This is a genomic window from Pseudomonas sp. St29 (assembly GCF_001547915.1).
Lineage (GTDB): Bacteria > Pseudomonadota > Gammaproteobacteria > Pseudomonadales > Pseudomonadaceae > Aquipseudomonas.
The window spans coordinates 5,737,711-5,763,568 of record NZ_AP014628.1 but is presented as its reverse complement, the minus strand read 5'-3'; the positions used below and the strand labels follow the sequence as shown (position 1 = coordinate 5,763,568).

The 25,858-nt window shown below is 58.8% G+C and carries 17 protein-coding genes, 2 tRNA genes and 3 rRNA genes; 19 read left to right on the top strand and 3 right to left on the bottom strand.

The window, feature by feature from the left end; genetic code table 11:
- Window positions 1-11: 11 nt before the first annotated feature.
- The 17 genes from mrcB (at window position 12) to PST29_RS25560 (ending at window position 19,424) form a co-directional block, all read left to right on the top strand.
- On the top strand, window positions 12-2,336 hold the full coding sequence (gene mrcB / locus PST29_RS25640) for a penicillin-binding protein 1B (protein ID WP_060841114.1): 2,325 nt from the start codon (window positions 12-14) through the stop codon (window positions 2,334-2,336).
- A gap of 16 nt (window positions 2,337-2,352) precedes the next feature.
- Window positions 2,353-3,099, top strand: coding sequence for a tetratricopeptide repeat protein (locus PST29_RS25635; protein WP_047289227.1), 747 nt, complete (start codon window positions 2,353-2,355; stop codon window positions 3,097-3,099).
- Window positions 3,099-3,434, top strand: coding sequence for a YqcC family protein (locus tag PST29_RS25630; protein ID WP_060841113.1), 336 nt, complete (start codon window positions 3,099-3,101; stop codon window positions 3,432-3,434). Before PST29_RS25635 ends, PST29_RS25630 begins: the two co-directional genes overlap by 1 nt.
- 548 nt (window positions 3,435-3,982) lie before the next feature.
- The gene (locus tag PST29_RS25625; RefSeq protein WP_060842015.1) at window positions 3,983-5,707 is read left to right on the top strand and encodes an acetolactate synthase 3 large subunit; all 1,725 of its coding nucleotides are present in this window, start codon (window positions 3,983-3,985) and stop codon (window positions 5,705-5,707) included.
- A gap of 2 nt (window positions 5,708-5,709) precedes the next feature.
- On the top strand, window positions 5,710-6,201 hold the full coding sequence (gene ilvN / locus PST29_RS25620; RefSeq protein ID WP_016964842.1) for an acetolactate synthase small subunit: 492 nt from the start codon (window positions 5,710-5,712) through the stop codon (window positions 6,199-6,201).
- A 45-nt stretch (window positions 6,202-6,246) separates the two neighbouring features.
- Window positions 6,247-7,263 (top strand): ketol-acid reductoisomerase, encoded by a 1,017-nt coding sequence (gene ilvC / locus PST29_RS25615; protein WP_007959661.1) that lies wholly within the window; start codon window positions 6,247-6,249, stop codon window positions 7,261-7,263.
- Between the two features lie 146 nt (window positions 7,264-7,409).
- Entirely contained in the window at window positions 7,410-8,267 is an 858-nt protein-coding gene (gene pssA, locus PST29_RS25610; protein ID WP_047306129.1) for a CDP-diacylglycerol--serine O-phosphatidyltransferase, read from the top strand.
- 63 nt (window positions 8,268-8,330) lie between these two features.
- Window positions 8,331-9,344: a protein-methionine-sulfoxide reductase catalytic subunit MsrP gene (gene msrP / locus PST29_RS25605; protein WP_060844650.1), complete on the top strand. Its 1,014-nt coding sequence runs from the start codon at window positions 8,331-8,333 to the stop codon at window positions 9,342-9,344.
- Window positions 9,344-9,964 (top strand): protein-methionine-sulfoxide reductase heme-binding subunit MsrQ, encoded by a 621-nt coding sequence (gene msrQ / locus PST29_RS25600; RefSeq protein ID WP_060841110.1) that lies wholly within the window; start codon window positions 9,344-9,346, stop codon window positions 9,962-9,964. Before msrP ends, msrQ begins: the two co-directional genes overlap by 1 nt.
- A 543-nt stretch (window positions 9,965-10,507) precedes the next feature.
- Window positions 10,508-12,046: ribosomal RNA gene (locus tag PST29_RS25595) — 16S ribosomal RNA — on the top strand.
- 123 nt (window positions 12,047-12,169) lie between these two features.
- Window positions 12,170-12,246, top strand: a tRNA-Ile gene (locus tag PST29_RS25590).
- A gap of 10 nt (window positions 12,247-12,256) precedes the next feature.
- Window positions 12,257-12,332, top strand: a tRNA-Ala gene (locus PST29_RS25585).
- 221 nt (window positions 12,333-12,553) lie between these two features.
- A 23S ribosomal RNA gene (locus PST29_RS25580) occupies window positions 12,554-15,446 on the top strand.
- A gap of 148 nt (window positions 15,447-15,594) precedes the next feature.
- Window positions 15,595-15,710: ribosomal RNA gene (gene rrf, locus PST29_RS25575) — 5S ribosomal RNA — on the top strand.
- Together the 16S, 23S and 5S rRNA genes with 2 tRNA genes alongside form the textbook arrangement of a ribosomal RNA operon.
- Window positions 15,711-15,858: 148 nt before the next feature.
- Window positions 15,859-16,518 (top strand): paraquat-inducible protein A, encoded by a 660-nt coding sequence (locus PST29_RS25570; RefSeq protein WP_060841109.1) that lies wholly within the window; start codon window positions 15,859-15,861, stop codon window positions 16,516-16,518.
- Complete coding sequence (locus tag PST29_RS25565; protein WP_060841108.1) at window positions 16,505-17,128, top strand: paraquat-inducible protein A; 624 nt, start codon at window positions 16,505-16,507, stop codon at window positions 17,126-17,128. Before PST29_RS25570 ends, PST29_RS25565 begins: the two co-directional genes overlap by 14 nt.
- Window positions 17,121-19,424, top strand: coding sequence for a PqiB family protein (locus tag PST29_RS25560; RefSeq protein WP_060841107.1), 2,304 nt, complete (start codon window positions 17,121-17,123; stop codon window positions 19,422-19,424). Before PST29_RS25565 ends, PST29_RS25560 begins: the two co-directional genes overlap by 8 nt.
- A 156-nt stretch (window positions 19,425-19,580) precedes the next feature.
- Here the strand turns inward: PST29_RS25560 and mksF are convergent, their stop codons facing one another.
- From mksF to mksB, 3 genes are read right to left on the bottom strand one after another with little or no spacing between them, the layout of a single operon-like run.
- Window positions 19,581-22,424 (bottom strand): Mks condensin complex protein MksF, encoded by a 2,844-nt coding sequence (gene mksF / locus PST29_RS25555; RefSeq protein ID WP_060844649.1) that lies wholly within the window; start codon window positions 22,422-22,424, stop codon window positions 19,581-19,583.
- Entirely contained in the window at window positions 22,421-23,128 is a 708-nt protein-coding gene (mksE, locus tag PST29_RS25550; RefSeq protein ID WP_047285462.1) for an Mks condensin complex protein MksE, read from the bottom strand. Before mksE ends, mksF begins: the two co-directional genes overlap by 4 nt.
- Window positions 23,118-24,395, bottom strand: coding sequence for an Mks condensin complex protein MksB (mksB, locus tag PST29_RS25545; RefSeq protein ID WP_060844648.1), 1,278 nt, complete (start codon window positions 24,393-24,395; stop codon window positions 23,118-23,120). The genes mksE and mksB overlap by 11 nt, the downstream gene beginning before the upstream one ends.
- A 179-nt stretch (window positions 24,396-24,574) precedes the next feature.
- Between mksB and PST29_RS25540 the strand changes: the two genes are divergently transcribed.
- Window positions 24,575-25,372 (top strand): energy transducer TonB, encoded by a 798-nt coding sequence (locus tag PST29_RS25540; protein ID WP_082729295.1) that lies wholly within the window; start codon window positions 24,575-24,577, stop codon window positions 25,370-25,372.
- Window positions 25,369-25,821: a ribosomal protein S18-alanine N-acetyltransferase gene (rimI, locus tag PST29_RS25535; RefSeq protein WP_016963566.1), complete on the top strand. Its 453-nt coding sequence runs from the start codon at window positions 25,369-25,371 to the stop codon at window positions 25,819-25,821. The genes PST29_RS25540 and rimI overlap by 4 nt, the downstream gene beginning before the upstream one ends.
- The last annotated feature ends 37 nt before the right edge of the window (window positions 25,822-25,858 follow it).

Here is a 25,858-nt window from a genome sequence, read left to right as displayed (position 1 = left end):
AATCCGCCGCCATGACTCGTACCCGATCCCCCCGTTCCGCTAAAAAAACTCCCTCTGGTGGCCTGCGCCCCTGGCTGGGCTGGGCGCTCAAGCTCAGCCTGGTTGGTCTGGTGGTGCTCGCCGGCTTTGCGGTTTACCTCGATGCCGTGGTGCAGGAAAAGTTCTCCGGCAAGCGCTGGACCATTCCGGCCAAGGTCTATGCCCGGCCGCTTGAGCTGTTCGTCGGACAAAAACTCAGCAAGGAAGACTTCCTGACGGAACTCGATGCCTTGGGCTACCGCCGCGAAAGTGTGGCCAACGGTCCCGGCGCGGCGGCGGTCAGTGGCAATACCGTCGACTTGAACACCCGTGGCTTCCAGTTCTACGAGGGGCTGGAGCAGGCGCAACCAGTCCGTGTGCGTTTCTCTGGCGACTATGTGGCGGAGCTTTCCGGCAGTAAGGGGGCCAAGCTGGCGGTGGTCCGGCTGGAGCCGTTGCTGATCGGTGGCCTGTACCCGAAAAACCTTGAAGATCGAATCCTGATCAAGATCGACCAGGTCCCGCCCTATCTGCTGGAAACCCTGGTGGCGGTGGAAGACCGTGATTTCTACTCGCACTTTGGCGTGTCGCCGAAGTCGATTGCCCGCGCGATCTGGGTCAATACCTCGTCGGGTCAGATGCGTCAGGGCGGTAGTACCCTGACTCAGCAGTTGGTGAAGAATTTCTTCCTGACCAACGAACGCAGCCTGTCGCGCAAGCTCAACGAAGCGATGATGGCGCTGTTGCTGGAGCTGCATTACGACAAGCGGGAGATTCTCGAGGCCTATCTCAACGAGGTGTTTGTCGGTCAGGACGGTCAGCGTGCGGTGCACGGTTTCGGTCTGGCCAGTCAATTCTTCTTCAGCCAGCCGCTGTCCGAGCTCAAGTTGCATCAGGTGGCGCTGCTGGTGGGCATGGTCAAGGGGCCTTCCTACTACAACCCGCGTCGTTACCCGGAGCGAGCCCTGGAGCGGCGCAATCTGGTGCTCGATTTGCTGGCGCAGCAGGGCGTGGCGACACCCGAGCAGGTGGAAGCGGCGAAGAAGATGCCGCTTGGCGTGACCAAGCGCGGCAGCCTGGCGGACAGTTCGTTCCCCGGTTTCTTGGACTTGGTCAAGCGCCAGTTGCGTGAAGACTACCGCGACGAAGACTTGACCGAGGAAGGCCTGCGAATCTTCACCAGTTTCGATCCAATCCTGCAGATGAAGGCGGAAGCCTCGGTCAACGACACCTTCAAGCGCCTGGCCGGGCGCAAGGGCGCGGAAGACGTTGAGGCGGCGATGGTGGTGACCAATCCGGAAACCGGCGAGGTTCAGGCCATGATCGGCAGTCGACAAGCCAGTTTCGCCGGCTTCAACCGGGCATTGGACGCGGTGCGTCCGATCGGCTCATTGATCAAGCCGGCGGTTTACCTGACGGCCCTGGAGAAACCCAGCCAGTACACCCTGACCAGTTGGCTCTCCGATGAGGCGTTTTCGGTGAAAGGCGCCGATGGCCAGGTATGGAAGCCGCAGAACTACGATCGACGTTCGCATGGCACGGTTTTCCTGTACCAGGGGCTGGCTCATTCCTACAACTTGTCCACTGCCCGACTCGGTCTGGAAGTGGGGGTGCCCAACGTTCTGAAAACCCTTGGGCGCTTGGGCGTGACCCGCGAGTTCCCGGCGTTTCCGTCGATGCTGCTCGGTGCCGGTGGCCTGAGCCCGATGGAAGTGGCGACCATGTACCAGACCTTGGCCAACGGCGGCTTCAATACGCCGATGCGCGGGATCCGCAGCGTGTTGACGGCCGAGGGCGAGCCGCTCAAGCGTTATCCGTTCCAGATCCAGCAGCGCTTCGATGCCGGTTCGATCTACCTGATTCAGAGCGCGATGCAGCGCGTGATGCGCGAAGGCACGGGCAGCTCGGTGTACAACGTGTTGCCCAAGACCCTGGCGCTGGCGGGCAAGACCGGTACCAGTAATGACTCTCGCGACAGCTGGTTCGCCGGCTTCAGCCAGGATTTGTTGGCGGTCGTCTGGCTGGGGCGTGACGATAACGGCAAGACGCCGTTCACCGGTGCCACGGGCGCCCTGCAGGTCTGGACCAGTTTCATGCGCAAGGCCGATCCGCTGCCGCTGGATATGCCGCAGCCGGACAACGTGGTTCAGGCCTGGGTCGATTCACGTACCGGGCAGGGCTCCGATGCCAACTGTCCGGGTGCTGTGCAGATGCCGTATATTCGCGGCAGCGAACCGCCTCCCGGTGCTTCTTGCGGTGGTGAAACCCCGGCAGGTAGCGATTCGGTGATGGATTGGGTCAAGGGCTGGATGAACTAAGCGATGAGGGTTTGACGTGAACAAGTGGTGGGTTCCAGCTATTACAGCTCTGGCGTTGCTCAATGGTTGCGCCAGCGTGCAGCGCGGCTCCATTCCCGTCGTGGACTCCGGTACTGCCGTGTCCAACAGCGAGCGGATTTCCGCTTCCGGCGGCTTTCGCCAGACGACCATCAAGCGTCCGGCGCAAGCTCAGGCTCAGGCCATCCCGGAAGATTCCGGGGTGGTGGTGATGGTCCCAGGTGGTGGCGCGACCGCGTCGGCACCGATCAGCAGCTCGCCGATAACGCCGGGACCTGTGACGTCCGGGCCTATCACGCCGGGGCCGGTGGAGGGTGGTGCTTATCAGTCGGCACCGATCAATCAGGGCACCTACAACATGCCTTCGACGCCGAGCGGGATTCCGTCGGCTCGGGCCGGTGGTCTGTCGGCCGATGAACAGTTGGACGGGCCTGTGCTGGCGCTGTTGACCACGGCTCAGCAGCAGCAATCCAGTGGCGATTTGAATGGTGCTTCCTCCAGCCTGGAGCGTGCACAGCGTGTCGCGCCGCGCGAGCCCCAGGTGCTCTACCGTCTGGCGCAGGTGCGCATGGCTCAGGGCGATGCCCCGCAAGCCGAGCAGTTTGCCCGTCGCGGTCTGAGCTTTGCCAACGGTCGTCCCGACCTTCAGGCGAGTTTGTGGGAGTTGATCGCCCAGGCTCGGGAGAAGCAGGGTGATGCAGCGGGCGCCGCTCAGGCGCGGCAGAAAGCCCGGGTCTCGCTGTGATGGATGTGCGTTTTCCCAGAATCGCCGAGCAGTTGCTGCTGATCGAGCGTGAGTTGCGCGTGCAGGGATTGTGGGACGAGGTGGCACCCAGTGCCGAGGCTCTGGCCAGTACTCAGCCTTTTGCCGTGGATACGCTGGATTTCGAGCAGTGGCTGCAGTGGATCTTCCTGCCGCGCATGAAGGTGATCCTGGAGCAGGATCTGCCGCTGCCCAATGCCTCCGGTATCCAGGAGATGGCCGAAATGGTGTTCTCCACTCGCCCGATGCAGGGGCGCGATCTGCAGTTGCGAATGCTGCTCAAGGAATTCGATCAGCTCATCGCGGCCACCCGTTGAGTCCACGACTGCCAGGTACGCCTGGCAGTCGCCTCCCGCTGCCTGGCAGCGTCCTCCCTCCTTCTTCCTGGCGCCTTCTTGCCGTTCTGCCGGCAGCCTTGACCTGTGCCTGTCTATAGGTCGATCACCAAAGTCAAGGTTCGCATTTCTGAGTTGCTTGCCGAAGATTGCGCAATTGAAGTGCAGGTCGTGGTCGTTTTTGGGTTTTTTCTTGCGTTCTCATGCGCTTAGTTCGAATTAACTACATAGACGACTTGACTTGAAGAGGACGAAACAGAAGAATCCAAAGTCCGCTGTAGAGGGACTGCCAGAAGCAGACCCACTCAGCAGATCATGAGGCGCACATCCGCGCCGAAGTGCTACACCCGCAACGCGTTACCTCGCGCTGGGTGGGAAAACCCCGCAACACTTTGGGGCGCTCCCAATACTTGCTCAGTCAGTGCTGACGTAGTCGGCGACCACCGTCGCTCATGCTCTGCTGAGAAGTAAACCTATTAAGACCCGCTCCCTTTTGAGGGCGGTATTCTGGCGTTTTAGAGGTGAACAACGTGGAGCTTTTATCTGGCGGTGAGATGCTCGTCCGCTTTTTGCGTGACGAAGGCGTCAAATATATCTACGGGTACCCGGGTGGTGCTCTCCTTCATGTTTACGATGCCCTGTTCAAAGAACCGGAAGTGACCCACATCCTGGTTCGTCACGAACAAGCGGCAACCCATATGGCTGACGGTTATGCCCGTGCCACCGGTAAAGCCGGCGTGGTACTGGTGACTTCCGGCCCGGGCGCGACCAATGCCATTACCGGTATTGCCACCGCCTATATGGACTCGATTCCGATGGTGATCATTTCCGGTCAGGTGCCTAGCACCATGGTCGGCACCGACGCGTTCCAGGAAACCGACATGATCGGTATCTCCCGGCCGATCGTGAAGCACAGCTTCATGATCAAGCACGCTTCGGAAATCCCGGAAGTCATGAAGAAGGCGTTCTACCTGGCGCAATCCGGTCGTCCTGGTCCGGTGGTGGTCGATATCCCCAAGGACATGACCAACCCGGCTGAAAAGTTCGAATACGTTTTTCCCAAGAAAGCCAAGCTGCGCTCCTACAGCCCAGCTGTTCGCGGTCACTCCGGGCAAATCCGCAAGGCGGCAGAAATGCTCCTGGCGGCCAAGCGTCCTGTGCTCTATGCGGGCGGCGGCGTGATCCTGGGCGGCGGTTCCGCACCGCTGACCGAACTGGCCAAGATGCTCAATCTGCCAGTGACCAATACCCTGATGGGCCTGGGTGCATACCCTGGTACCGATCGGCAGTTCGTCGGCATGCTTGGCATGCACGGCAGCTACACCGCCAACCTGACCATGCACCACGCTGACGTGATCCTGGCCGTTGGTGCGCGCTTCGACGACCGGGTTATCAACGGTGCGCCGAAGTTCTGTCCGAACGCCAAGATCATCCATGTGGACATCGACCCGGCTTCCATCTCCAAGACCATCAAGGCCGATGTGCCTATCGTGGGTCCAGTGGAGAGCGTGCTGACCGAAATGGTCGCGGCACTCAAGGAAATCGGCGACACCCCGAACAAGGACACGGTCGCCAGCTGGTGGAAGCAGATCGACGAGTGGCGTGGTGATCGCGGCCTGTTCCCTTACGACAAGGGCGACGGCAGCATCATCAAGCCGCAAACGGTGATCGAGACCCTGTGTGAAGTGACCAAGGGCGATGCCTTTGTCACCTCTGACGTGGGCCAGCACCAGATGTTCGCGGCGCAGTATTACAAGTTCAACAAGCCCAATCGCTGGATCAACTCCGGCGGCCTGGGCACCATGGGCTTCGGTTTCCCGGCGGCCATGGGGGTCAAGTTGAGCTTCCCTGATAATGATGTTGCCTGTGTCACCGGCGAAGGCAGTATCCAGATGAATATCCAGGAACTGTCCACCTGCCTGCAGTACGGTCTGCCGGTCAAGATCGTCAACCTGAACAATGGTGTGCTGGGTATGGTGCGCCAATGGCAGGACATGAGCTACGGCAGCCGCCACTCGCACTCCTACATGGAATCGCTGCCTGACTTCGTCAAGCTGGTCGAGGCCTACGGTCACGTGGGCATGCGTATCACGGACCTGAAGGATTTGAAGCCGAAGATGGAAGAAGCGTTCGCCATGAAGGATCGCCTGGTATTCCTCGATATCCAGGTCGATACCAGCGAGCACGTCTATCCGATGCAGATCAAAGACGGCTCTATGCGCGATATGTGGCTGAGCAAGACGGAGCGTACTTAATCATGCGGCACATCATTTCCTTGCTTCTGGAAAACGAACCGGGCGCTTTGTCTCGTGTAGTCGGTCTGTTCTCGCAGCGGAACTACAACATTGAAAGCTTGACCGTGGCACCGACCGAAGACCCGACCCTGTCGCGTCTGACCCTCACCACGGTTGGTCATGATGAGATCATCGAGCAGATCACCAAGAACCTGAACAAGTTGATCGAGGTGGTGAAGCTGGTGGACCTTTCGGAAAGTGCTCACATCGAGCGCGAACTGATGTTGGTCAAGATCAAGGCCACCGGCGCCCAGCGCGCCGAGGTCAAGCGCACTACCGATATTTACCGTGGGCAGATCGTTGATGTCAGCGCCAGCGTGTATACCGTTCAACTGACCGGTACCAGCGACAAGCTCGACAGCTTCATTCAATCGATCGGCACCGCGTCGATTCTGGAAACCGTACGCAGTGGTGTCACCGGGATTGCCCGTGGCGACAAAGTACTGAGCATCTAACTCAAATTAGCGAATGGCCGGAACGGCCTGATATAGGGGAAATTCATGAAAGTTTTCTACGATAAAGACTGCGACCTGTCGATCATCCAGGGCAAGAAAGTTGCCATCATCGGTTACGGTTCCCAGGGCCACGCTCAAGCTTGCAACCTGAAAGACTCCGGCGTTGACGTAACTGTCGGCCTGCGCAAAGGTTCCGCTACCGTTGCCAAGGCTGAGGCTCATGGCCTGAAAGTGACCGACGTTGCTGCAGCCGTTGCCGGCGCCGACCTGGTCATGATCCTGACCCCGGACGAGTTCCAGTCCCAGCTGTACAAGAACGAGATCGAGCCGAACATCAAGAAAGGCGCCACCCTGGCCTTCTCCCACGGCTTCGCGATCCACTACAACCAGGTTGTTCCACGTGCCGACCTCGACGTGATCATGATCGCGCCGAAGGCTCCGGGTCACACCGTACGTTCCGAGTTCGTCAAGGGCGGCGGTATTCCTGACCTGATCGCTATCTACCAGGACGCGTCCGGCAACGCCAAGAACGTAGCCCTGTCCTACGCGGCTGGCGTGGGCGGCGGTCGTACCGGCATCATCGAAACCACCTTCAAGGACGAGACTGAAACCGACCTGTTCGGCGAGCAGGCTGTTCTGTGCGGCGGTACCGTTGAACTGGTCAAGGCCGGTTTCGAAACTCTGGTTGAAGCTGGCTACGCGCCGGAAATGGCCTATTTCGAGTGCCTGCACGAACTGAAACTGATCGTTGACCTCATGTACGAAGGCGGTATCGCCAACATGAACTACTCGATCTCCAACAACGCCGAGTACGGCGAGTACGTGACCGGCCCTGAAGTCATCAACGCCGAATCCCGTCAAGCCATGCGCAATGCTCTGAAGCGCATCCAGGACGGCGAATACGCGAAGATGTTCATCAGCGAAGGTGCCACCGGCTACCCATCGATGACCGCCAAGCGTCGTAACAATGCCGCTCACGGTATCGAGATCATCGGTGAGCAACTGCGTTCGATGATGCCGTGGATCGGTGCCAACAAGATCGTCGACAAAGCCAAGAACTAAGTTCAAGTCTTGTCAGGAAAAACGCGGCCTAGGCCGCGTTTTTTCGTTTGGACGGGTAGGTTCTGGTATAAAGCTGGATCCTTTGTGGCCCAATCGCGGCCCAGGGTATCTGTCGAAACTTTTCACACCGTTGCAAGGTATTGTCCATGAGCGAACGTCCCGAAGAGCCAAACCAGGCCTCTGACGCCGAAAGCCTGCTACCGATCGATGAGCATGTCGAAGAAGGGCATGACGCTGAAGGCCGTAAAGTCCGGCATCGTGGTATCTATCTTCTGCCGAATCTGTTCACCACTGCGAACCTGTTCGCGGGGTTCTATTCCATCATCAGCTCCATGAGTGCCCAGAGCGCCTTGAGTGCCGGGGACACAGCGGGGGCGAGCAAGTACTTTGCCTTTGCCGCCATTGCGATCTTTGTCGCCATGGTCCTTGACGGCCTGGACGGGCGCGTAGCCCGTATGACCAATACCCAGAGTGCCTTTGGCGCCGAGTACGATTCGCTGTCGGATATGGTGGCGTTTGGCGTTGCCCCGGCATTGCTGGCCTTTGGCTGGGCCTTGGGCGACATGGGCAAGGTTGGCTGGATGGTCGCCTTCATCTATGTGGCGGGCGCGGCATTGCGTCTGGCGCGTTTCAACACTCAGGTGGGAACCGCCGACAAGCGATATTTCATCGGTCTGGCCAGTCCTGCGGCGGCGGGGGTGGTGGCGGGAATCGTCTGGGCTTTCAGCGATTACGGCATTCAGGGATCGAAGATGTCGTTCTTGGTGGCGTTGATGGTCGCGGCTGCAGGCATGCTGATGGTCAGCAACATCAAGTACAACAGCTTCAAGGACCTGGACCTGAAGGGTCGGGTGCCTTTTGTGGCGATTCTGGCCGTAGTGCTGGTGTTTGCCGTGGTGTTCAGCGATCCACCACGTATCCTGCTGTTGGTGTTCCTCGCCTATGCGGCTTCGGGCCCGATCCAGTACCTGTTGCACCTGCGGCGTCGCAAAAGCGTCGAGTGATGTAATTTCCTCCATACTCCGCAGTCTATTGGTACATCTGTCCTCCAATGCTGCGGAGTTGCCATGTTATTCAAATTCCCCAAAGCGTCTGACTGCCATGAGTCGGATGTCACGCCAGAATCTCTTTATCTCTCTCGACGCAGTTTGCTGGGCGGTGCGGTAGCAGGCCTGGCCTTCGCCGGTTTGCCCCGTTGGGCGGCTGCGCAGGATGCGACGCGTTATGCCGATGTGGAGCCGGGCCGTGCGCCGGCGTGGTTCTCCGACAAATTGGCGAGCACTCATTGGCAAGCCGTAACCGTCAAGGATGAGGCGATCACACCGTTCAAGGACGCGACTCACTACAACAACTTCTATGAGTTCGGTACTGACAAGGGTGATCCAGCGGTGAACGCGGGGGCGCTCAAGACCGAGCCATGGAGTGTGGTCGTGGACGGTGAGGTCGCCAAGCCTGGGCGCTATGCCCTTGAAGACTTCATGAAGCCTTACTCGTTGGAGGAGCGTATTTATCGACTGCGCTGCGTCGAGGCGTGGTCGATGGTGATTCCCTGGATAGGCTTCCCTATCTCCGCGCTGCTCAAGCAAGTGGAGCCAACCAGCAAGGCCAAGTTCATTCGTTTTGAAACGCTGCAGGATCCTAAGAGCATGCCGGGACAGCGTTCCGGTTTTGCCTTGATCGACTGGCCCTATGTTGAAGGCTTGCGTCTTGATGAGGCGATGAATCCGTTGGCGATTCTGGCGGTAGGGATGTATGGGCGTGAGCTGCCCAATCAGAATGGTGCGCCATTGCGCCTGGTGGTTCCCTGGAAATATGGCTTCAAAAGTGTGAAGTCCATTGTGCGTATCAGCTTGGTGGACGAGCAGCCAAAGACTACCTGGCAGAGTATTGCTGCCAATGAATATGGTTTTTACGCAAATGTGAACCCGACAGTTGATCATCCTCGATGGACTCAGGCGCGAGAGCGGCGTTTGCCCAGCAGCCTGTTCAGTCCAAATGTGCGGGAAACACAGATGTTCAATGGCTACTCGGAAGAGGTCGCTTCCTTATATAGCGGCATGGATCTGCGGAAGAACTACTGATGCGTTATTCGTTCTGGCGTATTGGAGTCTTTATTGCTGCGGCTATCTGGCCACTGTATTGGCTGTATGAGGCTTGGGGCTCGGTTCTCGGGCCTGATCCAGGCAAGGTGCTGGTTGATCGCCTGGGATTGGGCACGTTGGTGCTGCTGTTGATTACCTTGGCCATGACTCCCATGCAGAAGCTCACTGGCTGGCCGGGCTGGATTGCCGTGCGTCGACAACTGGGGCTGTGGTGCTTTGCCTATGTAGTGCTGCACTTGAGTGCCTATGGGGTATTCATTCTGGGGTTGGACTGGTCCCAGTTGGGAGTGGAGTTGCGCAAGCGGCCCTATATCTTTGTTGGAAGCCTGGGGTTTGTGCTTCTTTTGGTATTGGCGCTGACATCCAATCGCTACAGTCAGCGTCGTCTGGGAGCGCGTTGGAAAAAGCTGCATCGCCTGGTTTATCTCATCCTGGGGCTTGGGCTTCTGCATATGCTCTGGATCGTTCGGGCAGATCTGAAGGAATGGGCGGTTTACGCGTCTATAGGTGCGCTGCTGTTGGTGCTGCGAGTGCCGGCAGTGATGCGCCGTATTCCCCGCCTAATGGCTAAAAAACAACCGTCTGCAACAAAAACGTAATTAAAGGTTGACGGCAGATTCTACAGGTCTATAATTCGCCCCACTTCCGGCGCAGTCGAAACGGAAAACTCCTTGAAATTCAACGAGTTACGCGGTTTTCGGCAGCGGTTACGCTTCAGTTTATCGAAGCCAGAAGCAGTTAGTAAGGCAGTGTGTTTTCGCCTTATTAACGATTCGATCGTCTCGGTCGAAAGCGGTTGAAAAGAGGTGTTGACAGCAGCGTGTAACGCTGTAGAATCCGCCTCCCGCTAACGAGAGATCGAAGCGCAAGTGGTTGAAGTTGTTGAGGAAATCTTCAAAAACTTCTTAAAAAATCACTTGACAGCAAATGAGGCTGCTGTAGAATGCGCGCCTCGGTTGAGACGAAAGATCTTAACCAACCGCTCTTTAACAACTGAATCAAGCAATTCGTGTGGGTGCTTGTGAAGTCAGACTGATAGTCAAAAAGATTATCAGCATCACAAGTTACTCCGCGAGAAATCAAAGATGTAACCAACGATTGCTGAGCCAAGTTTAGGGTTTTCTCAAAACCCAAAGATGTTTGAACTGAAGAGTTTGATCATGGCTCAGATTGAACGCTGGCGGCAGGCCTAACACATGCAAGTCGAGCGGCAGCACGGGTACTTGTACCTGGTGGCGAGCGGCGGACGGGTGAGTAATGCCTAGGAATCTGCCTGGTAGTGGGGGATAACGTCCGGAAACGGGCGCTAATACCGCATACGTCCTACGGGAGAAAGTGGGGGATCTTCGGACCTCACGCTATCAGATGAGCCTAGGTCGGATTAGCTAGTTGGTGAGGTAATGGCTCACCAAGGCTACGATCCGTAACTGGTCTGAGAGGATGATCAGTCACACTGGAACTGAGACACGGTCCAGACTCCTACGGGAGGCAGCAGTGGGGAATATTGGACAATGGGCGAAAGCCTGATCCAGCCATGCCGCGTGTGTGAAGAAGGTCTTCGGATTGTAAAGCACTTTAAGTTGGGAGGAAGGGTACTTACCTAATACGTGAGTATTTTGACGTTACCGACAGAATAAGCACCGGCTAACTCTGTGCCAGCAGCCGCGGTAATACAGAGGGTGCAAGCGTTAATCGGAATTACTGGGCGTAAAGCGCGCGTAGGTGGTTTGTTAAGTTGGATGTGAAAGCCCCGGGCTCAACCTGGGAACTGCATCCAAAACTGGCAAGCTAGAGTATGGTAGAGGGTGGTGGAATTTCCTGTGTAGCGGTGAAATGCGTAGATATAGGAAGGAACACCAGTGGCGAAGGCGACCACCTGGACTGATACTGACACTGAGGTGCGAAAGCGTGGGGAGCAAACAGGATTAGATACCCTGGTAGTCCACGCCGTAAACGATGTCAACTAGCCGTTGGGAGCCTTGAGCTCTTAGTGGCGCAGCTAACGCATTAAGTTGACCGCCTGGGGAGTACGGCCGCAAGGTTAAAACTCAAATGAATTGACGGGGGCCCGCACAAGCGGTGGAGCATGTGGTTTAATTCGAAGCAACGCGAAGAACCTTACCAGGCCTTGACATCCAATGAACTTTCCAGAGATGGATTGGTGCCTTCGGGAACATTGAGACAGGTGCTGCATGGCTGTCGTCAGCTCGTGTCGTGAGATGTTGGGTTAAGTCCCGTAACGAGCGCAACCCTTGTCCTTAGTTACCAGCACGTTATGGTGGGCACTCTAAGGAGACTGCCGGTGACAAACCGGAGGAAGGTGGGGATGACGTCAAGTCATCATGGCCCTTACGGCCTGGGCTACACACGTGCTACAATGGTCGGTACAAAGGGTTGCCAAGCCGCGAGGTGGAGCTAATCCCATAAAACCGATCGTAGTCCGGATCGCAGTCTGCAACTCGACTGCGTGAAGTCGGAATCGCTAGTAATCGCGAATCAGAATGTCGCGGTGAATACGTTCCCGGGCCTTGTACACACCGCCCGTCACACCATGGGAGTGGGTTGCACCAGAAGTAGCTAGTCTAACCTTCGGGGGGACGGTTACCACGGTGTGATTCATGACTGGGGTGAAGTCGTAACAAGGTAGCCGTAGGGGAACCTGCGGCTGGATCACCTCCTTAATCGACGACATCAGCTGCTTCATAAGCTCCCACACGAATTGCTTGATTCATTGAAGAAGACGATAGAAGCAGCTTTAAGCTCCAAGCTGATAGCTCCAAGCTAACAGTTACAAGCTCGAAATTGGGTCTGTAGCTCAGTTGGTTAGAGCGCACCCCTGATAAGGGTGAGGTCGGCAGTTCGAATCTGCCCAGACCCACCAATTTTGTTATGGGGCCATAGCTCAGCTGGGAGAGCGCCTGCCTTGCACGCAGGAGGTCAGCGGTTCGATCCCGCTTGGCTCCACCATAAACTGCTTCTGAAAGCTTAGAAATGAGCATTCACATTGAATGTTGATTTCTAGTCTTTTGATTAGATCGTTCTTTAAAAATTTGGGTATGTGATAGAAAGATAGACTGAACGTTACTTTCACTGGTAACGGATCAGGCTAAGGTAAAATTTGTGAGTTAAATTGCAAATTTTCGGCGAATGTCGTCTTCATAGTATAACCAGATTGCTTGGGGTTATATGGTCAAGTGAAGAAGCGCATACGGTGGATGCCTTGGCAGTCAGAGGCGATGAAAGACGTGGTAGCCTGCGATAAGCTTCGGGGAGTCGGCAAACAGACTTTGATCCGGAGATCTCTGAATGGGGGAACCCAGCCATCATAAGATGGTTATCTTGTACTGAATACATAGGTGCAAGAGGCGAACCAGGGGAACTGAAACATCTAAGTACCCTGAGGAAAAGAAATCAACCGAGATTCCCTTAGTAGTGGCGAGCGAACGGGGACTAGCCCTTAAGTGGCTTTGAGATTAGCGGAACGCTCTGGAAAGTGCGGCCATAGTGGGTGATAGCCCTGTACGCGAAAATCTCTTAGTCATGAAATCGAGTAGGACGGGGCACGAGAAACCTTGTCTGAATATGGGGGGACCATCCTCCAAGGCTAAATACTACTGACTGACCGATAGTGAACTAGTACCGTGAGGGAAAGGCGAAAAGAACCCCGGAGAGGGGAGTGAAATAGATCCTGAAACCGTATGCGTACAAGCAGTGGGAGCAGACTTTGTTCTGTGACTGCGTACCTTTTGTATAATGGGTCAGCGACTTATTTTCAGTGGCGAGCTTAACCGAATAGGGGAGGCGTAGCGAAAGCGAGTCTTAATAGGGCGTCTAGTCGCTGGGAATAGACCCGAAACCGGGCGATCTATCCATGGGCAGGTTGAAGGTTAGGTAACACTGACTGGAGGACCGAACCGACTACCGTTGAAAAGTTAGCGGATGACCTGTGGATCGGAGTGAAAGGCTAATCAAGCTCGGAGATAGCTGGTTCTCCTCGAAAGCTATTTAGGTAGCGCCTCATGTATCACTGTAGGGGGTAGAGCACTGTTTCGGCTAGGGGGTCATCCCGACTTACCAAACCGATGCAAACTCCGAATACCTACAAGTGCCGAGCATGGGAGACACACGGCGGGTGCTAACGTCCGTCGTGAAAAGGGAAACAACCCAGACCGTCAGCTAAGGTCCCAAAGTTATGGTTAAGTGGGAAACGATGTGGGAAGGCTTAGACAGCTAGGAGGTTGGCTTAGAAGCAGCCACCCTTTAAAGAAAGCGTAATAGCTCACTAGTCGAGTCGGCCTGCGCGGAAGATGTAACGGGGCTCAAACCATACACCGAAGCTACGGGTATCACGTAAGTGATGCGGTAGAGGAGCGTTCTGTAAGCCTGTGAAGGTGAGTTGAGAAAGCTTGCTGGAGGTATCAGAAGTGCGAATGCTGACATGAGTAACGACAATGGGTGTGAAAAACACCCACGCCGAAAGACCAAGGTTTCCTGCGCAACGTTAATCGACGCAGGGTTAGTCGGTCCCTAAGGCGAGGCTGAAAAGCGTAGTCGATGGAAAACAGGTTAATATTCCTGTACTTCTAGTTATTGCGATGGAGGGACGGAGAAGGCTAGGCCAGCTTGGCGTTGGTTGTCCAAGTTTAAGGTGGTAGGCTGGAATCTTAGGTAAATCCGGGGTTCTAAGGCCGAGAGCTGATGACGAGTTACCTTTTAGGTGACGAAGTGGTTGATGCCATGCTTCCAAGAAAAGCTTCTAAGCTTCAGATAACTAGGAACCGTACCCCAAACCGACACAGGTGGTTGGGTAGAGAATACCAAGGCGCTTGAGAGAACTCGGGTGAAGGAACTAGGCAAAATGGCACCGTAACTTCGGGAGAAGGTGCGCCGGTGAGGGTGAAGGACTTGCTCCGTAAGCTCATGCCGGTCGAAGATACCAGGCCGCTGCGACTGTTTATTAAAAACACAGCACTCTGCAAACACGAAAGTGGACGTATAGGGTGTGACGCCTGCCCGGTGCCGGAAGGTTAATTGATGGGGTTAGCTAACGCGAAGCTCTTGATCGAAGCCCCGGTAAACGGCGGCCGTAACTATAACGGTCCTAAGGTAGCGAAATTCCTTGTCGGGTAAGTTCCGACCTGCACGAATGGCGTAACGATGGCGGCGCTGTCTCCACCCGAGACTCAGTGAAATTGAAATCGCTGTGAAGATGCAGTGTATCCGCGGCTAGACGGAAAGACCCCGTGAACCTTTACTATAGCTTTGCACTGGACTTTGAATTTGCTTGTGTAGGATAGGTGGGAGGCTTTGAAGCGTGAACGCCAGTTTGCGTGGAGCCATCCTTGAAATACCACCCTGGCAACTTTGAGGTTCTAACTCAGGTCCGTTATCCGGATCGAGGACAGTGTATGGTGGGTAGTTTGACTGGGGCGGTCTCCTCCTAAAGAGTAACGGAGGAGTACGAAGGTGCGCTCAGACCGGTCGGAAATCGGTCGTAGAGTATAAAGGCAAAAGCGCGCTTGACTGCGAGACAGACACGTCGAGCAGGTACGAAAGTAGGTCTTAGTGATCCGGTGGTTCTGTATGGAAGGGCCATCGCTCAACGGATAAAAGGTACTCCGGGGATAACAGGCTGATACCGCCCAAGAGTTCATATCGACGGCGGTGTTTGGCACCTCGATGTCGGCTCATCACATCCTGGGGCTGAAGCCGGTCCCAAGGGTATGGCTGTTCGCCATTTAAAGTGGTACGCGAGCTGGGTTTAGAACGTCGTGAGACAGTTCGGTCCCTATCTGCCGTGGACGTTTGAGATTTGAGAGGGGCTGCTCCTAGTACGAGAGGACCGGAGTGGACGAACCTCTGGTGTTCCGGTTGTCACGCCAGTGGCATTGCCGGGTAGCTATGTTCGGAAAAGATAACCGCTGAAAGCATCTAAGCGGGAAACTTGCCTCAAGATGAGATCTCACTGGGATCTTGAATCCCCTAAAGGGCCGTCGAAGACTACGACGTTGATAGGTTGGGTGTGTAAGCGCTGTGAGGCGTTGAGCTAACCAATACTAATTGCCCGTGAGGCTTGACCATATAACACCCAAGCAATTTGCTTAAGAAGCGAGTTGCGGTGTGTGAAGACGAAACGAACCGAAAGTTTGCACCGCTCACAAAGCACACAAACCTATTACATACCCATTCGCTGGCACGTTGCATAAGCAACGGACTGGCTACCGAATTTCTTGACGACCATAGAGCGTTGGAACCACCTGATCCCATCCCGAACTCAGAAGTGAAACGATGCATCGCCGATGGTAGTGTGGGGTTTCCCCATGTGAGAGTAGGTCATCGTCAAGATTAAATTCCGAAACCCCAATTGCGAAAGCAGTTGGGGTTTTGTTTTTGCGCGTGGAAAAATTGCTCTTATTCGCAAACAAATTTGCACAGTTATTTTCGAATTGGAACACTAGAATAGCTGCTACTTTCTCCACTTCCAGAGCCTTCTATGCCAGATCCGGTTGACGCCCCCGGGTTGTCAGAATTACCACTGGACGACCTGGTTGCCTGCCATGAGTGCGATCTGCTGATGCGCAAGCCAGCGCTTGCTCTCGGCGAGAAGGCTCAATGCCCGCGTTGTGGCTATGAGCTCTACGCACACCGGCACAATGTCGTTGAGCGTAGCCTGGCTCTGGTGATCGCCGCCTTGTTGCTCTACATACCGGCGAACTTTCTTCCCATCATGCAGCTCAATCTATTGGGACAGTCTTCCGAAGATACCGTCTGGAGCGGCGTGCAAGGCCTGTTCGATACCGGTATGGAAGGCGTGGCACTGGTGGTGTTCCTGTGCAGCATGGGCATCCCCCTGATCAAGTTGATTTGCCAGCTCCTGGTCCTGTTGAGTATTCGCTGGGACTTCGGGCGCAGCTATGGCCTGCTGCTCTACCGCATTTATCACCACCTGCGTGATTGGGGAATGCTCGAGGTCTACCTGATGGGGGTGCTGGTGGCCATCGTCAAATTGGCTGACATGGCCTCCATCACCGTGGGCCTGGGCCTGGTGTGTTTCATCAGTCTGTTATTGGTGCAGGTCTGGCTGGAGGTGGTGATGTCGCCTCACCAGATCTGGCAAGCGTTATCGGGGGAGGATGTGCATGCGGGCGATTGATGCAGGCATTCTGATTTGTAGCGAATGTCACGAATTGAACCGGCAGGAAGCCGACAGCGACGAGCAGACCTGCACTCGTTGCGGAGCCCTGGTCCATCCCCGCCGTCCCAACAGCATCCTGCGTACCTGGGCGCTGCTGCTCACCGCCGCCATTCTCTATGTTCCGGCCAATCTGCTGCCGATCATGACGGTCAGCTCACTGGGCCAGGGCGACCCCAGCACCATCATGTCGGGGGTTATCCAACTGGTGCAGCACGGCATGTTTCCCATTGCCGCGGTTGTATTTGTCGCCAGTATCCTGGTGCCCACCTTCAAGCTGGTGGGCATTGCTCTGTTGTTGTTCTCGGTGCAGCGCCACCAGCCACTGTCGGCACGGCAACGGATCATCATGTACCGCTTTATCGAGTTCATCGGTCGCTGGTCGATGCTGGATATCTTTGTCATCGCCATCCTGGTGGCGGTGGTCAACTTTGGACGGCTGGCCAGCATCGAAGCCAATCTCGGAGCGGTCGCCTTTGCCAGTGTGGTGATTCTGACCATGCTGGCCGCAGTAACTTTCGATCCCCGACTGATCTGGGATAACACGGAGTCGGACGACGACCATGAGTGATTTGCCTACCGCCAAAACCCGCCCGGCCTCCAATTGGTCAGCCATCTGGGTGCTGCCCCTGATTGCCCTGATCATCGGTGGCTGGCTGGGCTGGCGTGCCTACAGCCAGACCGGTATCGAGATCCAGTTGCGCTTTGAAAGCGGCGAAGGGATCCAGGCCAACAAGACCGAGGTGGTCTACAAAGGCATGCCCGTGGGCAAGGTCAAGACCCTGGCCCTGGACGATGAGGGCAACTCCAAGGGCGTGATCGCCACGGTCGAGATGAACAAGGACGTCGAACAGTACCTGAAGACCAACACCCGCTTCTGGCTGGTCAAGCCCAGTGTCAGCCTGGCCGGCATCACCGGATTGGAAACCCTGGTTTCCGGCAACTACATCGCGGTCAATCCCGGCGATGGCGAGCCTGCGCGCAAATTCAAGGCCCTGGCCGAAGAGCCGCCGTTATCGGACGCCAAGCCCGGCCTGCACCTGACCATCAAGGCCGAACGCCTCGGCTCGTTGAACCGCGGCAGCCCGGTGTTCTACAAGCAGATCCAGGTCGGACAGATCAAAAGCTTCCTGCTTTCCGAAGACCAGAACACGGTCGAGCTCAAGGTCTATATCGAGCCCACCTACGCCAACCTGGTGCGCAAACACACGCGTTTCTGGAACGCCAGCGGCATCAGCATCGACGCCAACCTGTCCGGGGTCAAAGTGCGCAGCGAGTCCCTGTCCAGCATCGTCGCCGGCGGTATCGCCTTTGCCACGCCGGAAAACCGCAAGGACAGCCCGCCTACCGACCCAAGCCTGCCGTTCCGGCTCTATGAGGATTTCGACGCCGCCCAGGCCGGGATCCGGGTCAAGGTCAAGCTCACCGATTTCGAAGGGCTGCAAGCCGGACGTACCCCGGTGATGTACAAGGGCATCCAGGTGGGCAGCCTGAAAGCGCTGAAGGTCGACTCCGATCTCACCAGCGCCACCGCCGAGCTGACCCTCGATCCGCTGGCCGAGGACTATCTGGTCCAGGGCACCCAGTTCTGGACCGTCAAACCCTCCATCTCCCTGGCCGGCATCACCGGCCTGGAGGCGCTGGTCAAAGGCAACTACATCGCCATTCGCCCCGGCGACAAGGGCGCTGCGCCCCAGCGCGAGTTCGAGGCCCGGGCCAAGGCCCCGCCTCTGGACCTTCGAGCCCCGGGCCTGCACATGGTGCTGTTCACCGACAACCTTGGCTCCCTGGATGTGGGCAGCCCGATCCTCTACAAGCAGGTCAAGGTCGGCTCGGTGCAGAGCTATCAGTTCTCTCACACCCGCAAGCAAGTGGTGATCGGCGTCCATATCGAGAAAGAGTACGAGTCGCTGGTCAACGGTTCGACCCGTTTCTGGAACGTCAGCGGCATCACCCTCACGGGCGGTCTCACTGGCGGCATCCAGATCAAGAGCGAGTCGCTGCAAAGCCTGATGGCCGGCGGTATCGCCTTCGAGACGCCGCTGCCCAACGTGCCGCTGAAAAAGCGCATTCCGCGTTTCCGTCTGTTCGCCAACCAGGAAGAAGCGGCGCAGCGCGGCATCCTGGTCAACATCAAGGTCGATCGCGCCGATGGGCTGCGTGCCGGCACGCCGGTGCGCTTCAAGGGCCTGGATGTGGGCAAGCTGGAGGAAGTGACCCTCAGCGCCGACCTGCAATCAGTGATGCTCAAGGCGCGCATCACCGAAGTGCCCGAGCGTATCGCCCGGGTCGGCAGCCAGTTCTGGGTGGTCAAGCCGGAACTGGGGCTGATGAAGACCTCCAACCTGGAAACCCTGGTTACCGGTCAATACATCGAGGTCCAGCCCGCCGCAAAGAACCAGGGTGTGCAAACCAGTTTCGTCGCCTTGCCGCAGCCGCCGGAGGCCAGCGTTGCTGAGGCGGGTCTGAGCCTGGTACTGAGCGCGGCGCGCCGTGGTTCGCTGAAAGTGGGGGTGCCGGTGACCTACCGCGAAGTGACGGTGGGCAAGGTGACCGGCTACGAGCTGGGCCAGACGGCTGACCGGGTACTGATCCACATCCTCATCGAACCCAAGTACGCGCCGCTGATTCGCGGTGGTACGCGCTTCTGGAACAGCAGCGGATTTGGTGTGGACTTTGGCCTGTTCAAGGGCGCCACAGTGCGTACCGAGTCCCTGGAAACCCTGATCCAGGGCGGTATTGCCTTCGCCACCCCGGATGGCGAGCGCATGGGCAACCCGGCCCGCCCCCAGCAGACCTTCCCGCTATTCGACAAGTTCGAGGATGAATGGCTGACCTGGGCGCCCAAGATCCCCCTCGGCAAATAACCCTCTCGTAGGAGCCGGCTTGCCGGCGAAGAGGTCCTCAAGTCCGGCGTTCTTCCAGAGGACGCCTTCGCTGGCAAGCCAGCTCCTACAAAAGCTATCCAATAAAAAAGGCCGCGCTCCCAAGAGCGCGGCCTTTTACGTTGCAGCGTTACCCAGTCAGACTTCGTCCAGTTCCGCTTCTGCTTCGGGTTCCACGTTCAGAGTCGCCTTGACCTGATCGTGACGGCGGATGAACTTCCAGTCCGCCTCGTCGATGTAGATGCCGTTTGGCCCGCTGCCGCCTTCCAGGTCGATGGCCACCTGGGCCGACACCTGCGGCTTCACACTGGCCAGGATCGGCACGAAGCCCAGCTGCAGGCTGGTTTCCAGCAGCGCCGCCTGGTTGCGTTCGTCGATGTCCGCCGCTTCGTCGAGGTAGTAAGGCAGACGGATACGCCCGGCCTGGTCGCGGTCCATCAAGTGCAGCAACAGGTACATGTTGGTCAGCGCCTTGATGGTCATGGTGGTGCCGTTGGACGCCGCGCCATCGATGTCGGTGTGGATCACCGGCTGGCCATTGACCTTGGTGATCTCGAACGCCAGCTCGAACAGGTCCTTCAGGCCCAACTGGTTGTGGTTGGCCGCTACCAGCCGCGCCAGGTACTCCTTGGCCTCTTCGTTCTTGTTGTCCTGCTCGGCGCTCTGGCTCAGGTCGAACACCGACAGGGTCTCGCCTTCCTCGTACTGGCCGGCGCTGTGGATGATCTGGTCGATGTGCTTGAGGGCTTCCTTGTTCGGCGCCAGGACGATGCGGAAGCTCTGCAGGTTGGACACCTGGCGCTTGTTGATCTCGCGGTTGAACAGCGCCAGCTGGTGTTCCAGGCTGTCGTAGTCACTGCGGATATTGCGCAGGGTCCGGGCGATATCGGTCACCGCCGCGCGGCGCGCCTTGCCCAGGGTCAGGGCTTCGTCGGTGCGGTGGGCATAGGCGTTGATCAGCAGTTGCAGGCGGCGCTCGACGTCATCCTCGCTGTCGAACTTGGCCACGCCCTTCAGGCGCACTTGGGCATACAGCGCCTCGATCTGCCCGTCGACCCGCTGCAGGCCCTGCCAGCTGTCCTGGTAGTCGTTGAGCAGTGGCAGCAGGTTGTCCATGGAGTCGTCCACCGGGTCCATGAACGGCGTGCCGAACGGCAGGTCTGCCGGCAGCAGCTGACGGCGGCGCAGGGCGTCGTCGAGGGTGCGCTGCTTGGCTTCCATGTCGGCGATCTGCCGGCCCACCAGTTGCAGCTTGGCGGACAGTTGCTGGACGCGTTCGGTGAAGGCATCGCTGGAGCGCTTGAGTTCGTCCTGGGCGGCTTCCATCTGCGCCAGCTGTTCCAGTTTCTCGCCTTCCTCGGCGCTCAGGGTCTGGGCACGGCGGAAGTCTTCCAGGGCCTTCTGCGCATCCAGTACCTGCTGGTACAGGGCTTCGGTCTGGGTCTTGCTCGCGGCGCGGTCGGCGGCCACGGCGGCCTGGGTCTTGAGCTGCTTGAGTTCTTTTTCCAGACGCTCTTTCTGATCCCGCAGGGCGGCGCGGTCGGCCAGGGCCTGCAAGGCTGGCGGCTCGATGTGGGAGATGTCGATGGTCAACCCCGGCACTTCGAAACGCTCGCCCTTGAAGCCGTCGAGGATCAGTTCCACCGACTTCACCCACTCGCCGTTGTCGTCCAGGGCGATGCCATGCTCGCCCAGGGGCAGGCTGAACAGCGCGCTGTTGAACAGGCGCATCAGGCGCTCCACGTCCTGCTGGGAGAACTCCTCGCGCAGGCGGGCATAGCTGTTGTTGTCAGCGTGATCGAGTTGCTGCTTGACCGACTTCAGGCGCTTTTCCAGGTCCCGCAGGCGTTCTTCCAGGTCTTCGGCGGAGAACTGCCGGGACTGGGCCAGGGCGCCGGCCAGTTCATCGTGGGCATCCTTGGCCGCCAGCAGTTGCTGTTCCAGGACCTTGACGTCATCCACCAGGGCGAAGCGGTGCTTGAGCACCGACAACTCACCGAGCCAGCGCTGGGTGCCGGTGATTTCCCGTTCCAGGCGCATCATTTCCTGGGTGCTGCTGCGCTGGTCGTTCTGCAGCGCGTCCTGCTCATTACGGTAGTGCTCGGCCTGTATGGTCAGCTCTTCCTTGCGCGCGCCGGCGTAGTCCGACCAGGTGCCCAGCAGCGAATCCAGCAGCGGCGACAGGCGGTGCAGCTTGCCCCGCAGAATGTCCCGCTGCTTTACGCCGTTGGCCAGGGCTTCCACCAGAGGGCCGGCGGCCACCAGGGAGTTGTAGTCCTGCTCCATACGCCGCACATCGCGGAAGGCTTCGTCGCAGGCGGCGATGTAGTCGACGCTGCCGGAGCGCAGGCTGTGCTCGAAGGCATCGAGGAACAGCTGCTTGAGCTTGGCCGCGGTGATTTCGCGCATGTGCAGCAGGTTGATGAACAGCGCGCGGAAGGTTTTCAGGCTCTGTTCGCTGGTGGAGCGCAGCGGGATCAGGGTCAGGTCCAGGGGGATCGAGGTGTGGCCGCCCACCAGCAGGCGCCGCAGTTCATCGGGCTTGAGCTCATAGGCCTTCAGGCCCTGGCGCTCCAGGTTGGTGAACAGCTCTTTCTGCCGCAGGCAGGTGTCGTCCTTCTGGTAATGCGCCAGGTCCAGCTGGCCGGCGTAGGCGAAGAACTGGTGGCCGAAGCCGCCGCCCGGGCCGCGACCGACCACGCCAATCACGTGAGGACCGTGGGGCAGCGAGACTTCCACCAGGATGTAGCTGGTGTCGGAGGCGAAGTAGAAGCGCCGGGACTGTTCCAGGCTGTACTTGCCGAAGCTCATGTCCGACATGCGCGCCAGAATCGGGAATTGCAGGGCGTTGATCGACGCCGACTTGCCCAGGTTGTTGGCCCCGTAGACCGACAGCGGCTCTTCCAGGGGGAACAGGCCCAGGCTGTAGCCGGCGGTGTTCAGTAGGGCAAAGCGGCGGATGCCGTAGCGTTCCTTGCTCATGCGTCGAGCTCCTGTTCTTCGGCGATGGCCCGGGCCAGCGCGTCTTCTTCACTTTCTTCGGACTCGTCGAATTCGCTCAGGTCCAGCGGGTCATCGGTCTGCAGCAGTTTTTCGTCGCTGTCGTCGTCCACCAGTACCGGGGTCGGCAGCGGCAGCACGCTGTGCAGGCTGGCAGCCAGGTCGCGGTCCTGCTGCACCGACAGGCAGACATCGAGGAAACGGTGCATCGGCGGCAGGAAGCGGTAGATGCCCGGCTCCTCGGCGGCGAAACCCAGCTGGGTCATGCGGCGCATGATTTTCTCTTCCAGCTCTTCCTGGGTCTGCACTTCGGCCTGGATGAACAGGTCACGGTATTTCTCCAGCAGCGACGGCAGTTCGTCACGGCCGAGGCTGCCGCCATCGAGCACGGCGATCGGGTCGCGGCCCTGGTCGGCCAGGTGCTCCACCAGGATGAAGGTGAACAGTGCCAGGCGCTGGGCGGTCTTGTTCACCTGGGCGGCGGCGTTGTCCGGCACGAAGTAGTAGAAACCCCGGGTGTCGCACACCAGCTCGAAGCCCAGGGCCTTGAACAGGGTGCGGTACTGGTCCTGGAAGTTCGACAGCTGAGCGTACAGCTCCGGGTCGCGGCGGCTGACGTGGTAACCCTTGAACAGCTCGCGGAAGATCGGCGCCAGCTGGGACAGTTCGGAAAGATCAAGATGCATTGGCGTTGCTCGCAGAATGCTCGGCGGCGTCATCGCGGGCCGAGAGCAGGGCGAAGGAGCGCAGGCTGACCTGATGCTCCAGGGTGTGGTAGTCGCGGCGTTCGAGGCGCTCGCGCTTGAAGCGTTTTTCCCGCGACAGGCGCGAGAACCAGTACAGCAGTTCGTCGGTGGCGCCATCCGGCTCCTGGTCCAGCAGCCAGCTCATCAGGTCCGGCATCGGCAGGGCGTCTTCGCAGCGTTCGAGCATTTCCCGAACCGTGCGCGGCGCCTTGGGGGCCAGGCCCTTGTGGGTCTTGTGGGCCTTGGGGAAGCGCGCCGGCTTGGGCTCGAAGCGGGCCAGGGCGTAGACATAGGCTTCCACCTGGCCGGAGCTGCCGAGGAAGGTGCTCTGCGGGCGGGTGAACATCGGCATCGCCGCCTGGGGCACCGCGTCGATGCCCTTGCGCCGGATCGCCGCCAGGGCCAGGGCCGCGCCACGGGTCACGGCGTTGTGCCGGCGGGCTTCCTCACGCAGCGGCAACAGCAGTTCCCGGGCGTGGCGCAGGGTCAGCTGGGCGCTGGTCTGCATTTCCAGGATCCGCGCGTGGGTGCGCAGCAGCATGTCGTCGTCCACCAGGTGGCCCAGGCGCTGCTGCTCGGTGAGCAGGCGCAGCAGGACGTTCTCCACCTTGCGCACGCCTTGTTCGAAGGCGCCGTCGGCGTTCACCAGCTGGATCATCGGTTCGACGTATTCGTCCCAGGTGGCCAGCACCTCGGCGTAGCGCTGGCGCAGGGGAATCTGCCGGTCGCTGGTCTTGGCCCGTTCGGCCACGGCCACCAGGGCCTGTTCGTCGTTGGCGAGCTTCTTCAGGACATCGCGCACGCGCATGTCCAGCAGCCGCAGTTGGCGCGCCAGGTCGTTGCCGTCGCGCACGTCGAAGGCGTCCTGGATGTACCCGGCCAGACGCTCCAGGTGGCGCAGGTAGGCTTCGATCTCCAGGCACAGGCCCAGGCGGTGCTCACGGCGCAGGTAGGCGAGGAAGTCGTGGATCTGTGCATTGAGCTCGAAACGGTTCGGGCTTTTCGCCACCGGGACCAGGATGTCCAGGCGTATCCATACGTCCAGCAGGTGGGTGATGTCCTGGGGCGTGCTGTCCAGTTGTTGGGTAGCCAGCTGTGAACGCAGTTCGGCAAGACTCAGGGTGCCTTGGTCGAAGTGCTCGCACAGCGGCTCCAGAAGTGCCCAGTGTTCGGCGAGGGCGCGCAAGACGCGCTTGGGTTCGATCATCGGAATGGCCGGCTGGTTGGCAATGAAAAGCGGCGATTGTACTGCATCAGGGGGCCGACGATTCACCCCCGGGCCCAGGTATGAGACGGACTGTCGCTTTTGCGCGCAATCAACAGCAGGCGATCTTTGGCGAAGGACGGTAGAATCCCCCACCTCAGTTATCCACAAGTGGCCGACCTTTGCTTATCGAGTCCCGTCGTCGCGCTTATCTGTCCGCCATGCAGGTGGTCAGCTGGCTGCCGCGCAGCGAATTGCCCTTTGCCGCCCCTTCGCGTCCCGAGTTGCTGGCCTTGCCGGAACCCGAGGTGCAGGCCCCGCCTGCCCCTGTGGTCGAGGCCAAGGCCCCGGCGGCGGCTGCAAGGACCGTCGAACGGCCGAAAATCGAGGTGCCGCGTCCGTCCACCGCGCCTGCAAAGACAGCCAGCAAGCCAGTGGCCGAGGGCGAAGAAGCCCCGGCCCCGGTGGTCAAGGCGCCGGTGGTACCGCCGCCGCGTTTTGCCTTGCAGTTGCTGCGGGCCGGCCGTTGCCTGCTGCTGGTGGAGTTACCCACAGGCGAAGCCTTCCAGAGCCGCGACCCGGCCTACTTGCTGCTCAAGGACATGCTGCGCGCCGCCGGCCTGCCGGACAGCCCGCAGATCCTCGCCGAGCCGGTGCGCTGGCCGATGCTGACCCGGGGCAACCTCGACCAGGGGCCGGAAGCCGCCCGGGATTTCGTCCAGGCCTTTGTCGGCGTGCGCATCGAAGAGGAGCCCTGCGTCTGCCTGTGGCTGATCGGTCTGCCGGCCGTACGTTTCGCCGGGGAAGCCAACGCCGAATCCTACAACCGTGAACTGCAGGTCGAAGGCCTGGGGTCGGCCTGGGCCTTGCCCGGCCTGGAACTATTAATGGAAGAGCCACAGCGTAAGGCTGATGTCTGGCAAGCCATGCGTCGGCTGATGGCGCGCTGGAAACACACTGATGAGCAGAATGACCGATGAGTGACGCGTTGACCTTCCGTCTGGCCACCGAGGCGGACCTGGATGCCATCCTGAAAATCGAATATGCCGCGTTCAGTCACCCCTGGACCCGGGGCATTTTCATGGATGCCTTCAAGTCCTACGAAGTCTGGCTGATGTTCGAAGGCAGCCAGCAAGTGGGCCACGGGGTCATCCAGGTGATCATCGACGAAGCCCATCTGCTGAACATCACCGTCAAGCCGGAAAGCCAGGGCCGCGGCCTGGGCCTGCGGCTGCTGGAAGAGCTGATGAAGCGCGCCTACCAGAAGAATGCCCGGGAGTGCTTCCTCGAAGTTCGCTCCAGCAACCAGACCGCCTATCGGCTGTATGAGCGTTACGGCTTCAATGAAGTGGGCCGGCGCCGCGACTATTACCCGGCCGTGGGTGGCCGCGAAGATGCCCTGGTGATGGCCTGCACCCTGGTCGACTGAACCTTGAAACGGCACGTGCTGTAGGCGACGGCGCCAT

Excerpts from the sequence above, each read along its gene's own strand:
- PST29_RS25630 (WP_060841113.1), top strand. The coding sequence starts at position 3,099 with ATGGATGTGCGTTTTCCCAGAATCGCCGAGCAGTTGCTGCTGATCGAG.
- pssA (WP_047306129.1), top strand. The coding sequence starts at position 7,410 with ATGAGCGAACGTCCCGAAGAGCCAAACCAGGCCTCTGACGCCGAAAGC.
- ilvC (WP_007959661.1), top strand. The coding sequence starts at position 6,247 with ATGAAAGTTTTCTACGATAAAGACTGCGACCTGTCGATCATCCAGGGC.
- PST29_RS25570 (WP_060841109.1), top strand. The coding sequence starts at position 15,859 with ATGCCAGATCCGGTTGACGCCCCCGGGTTGTCAGAATTACCACTGGAC.
- rimI (WP_016963566.1), top strand. The coding sequence starts at position 25,369 with ATGAGTGACGCGTTGACCTTCCGTCTGGCCACCGAGGCGGACCTGGAT.
- mksB (WP_060844648.1), bottom strand. The coding sequence starts at position 24,395 with ATGATCGAACCCAAGCGCGTCTTGCGCGCCCTCGCCGAACACTGGGCA.
- ilvN (WP_016964842.1), top strand. The coding sequence starts at position 5,710 with ATGCGGCACATCATTTCCTTGCTTCTGGAAAACGAACCGGGCGCTTTG.
- mrcB (WP_060841114.1), top strand. The coding sequence starts at position 12 with ATGACTCGTACCCGATCCCCCCGTTCCGCTAAAAAAACTCCCTCTGGT.
- mksE (WP_047285462.1), bottom strand. The coding sequence starts at position 23,128 with ATGCATCTTGATCTTTCCGAACTGTCCCAGCTGGCGCCGATCTTCCGC.
- mksF (WP_060844649.1), bottom strand. The coding sequence starts at position 22,424 with ATGAGCAAGGAACGCTACGGCATCCGCCGCTTTGCCCTACTGAACACC.
- msrP (WP_060844650.1), top strand. The coding sequence starts at position 8,331 with ATGTTATTCAAATTCCCCAAAGCGTCTGACTGCCATGAGTCGGATGTC.
- msrQ (WP_060841110.1), top strand. The coding sequence starts at position 9,344 with ATGCGTTATTCGTTCTGGCGTATTGGAGTCTTTATTGCTGCGGCTATC.
- PST29_RS25560 (WP_060841107.1), top strand. The coding sequence starts at position 17,121 with ATGAGTGATTTGCCTACCGCCAAAACCCGCCCGGCCTCCAATTGGTCA.
- PST29_RS25565 (WP_060841108.1), top strand. The coding sequence starts at position 16,505 with ATGCGGGCGATTGATGCAGGCATTCTGATTTGTAGCGAATGTCACGAA.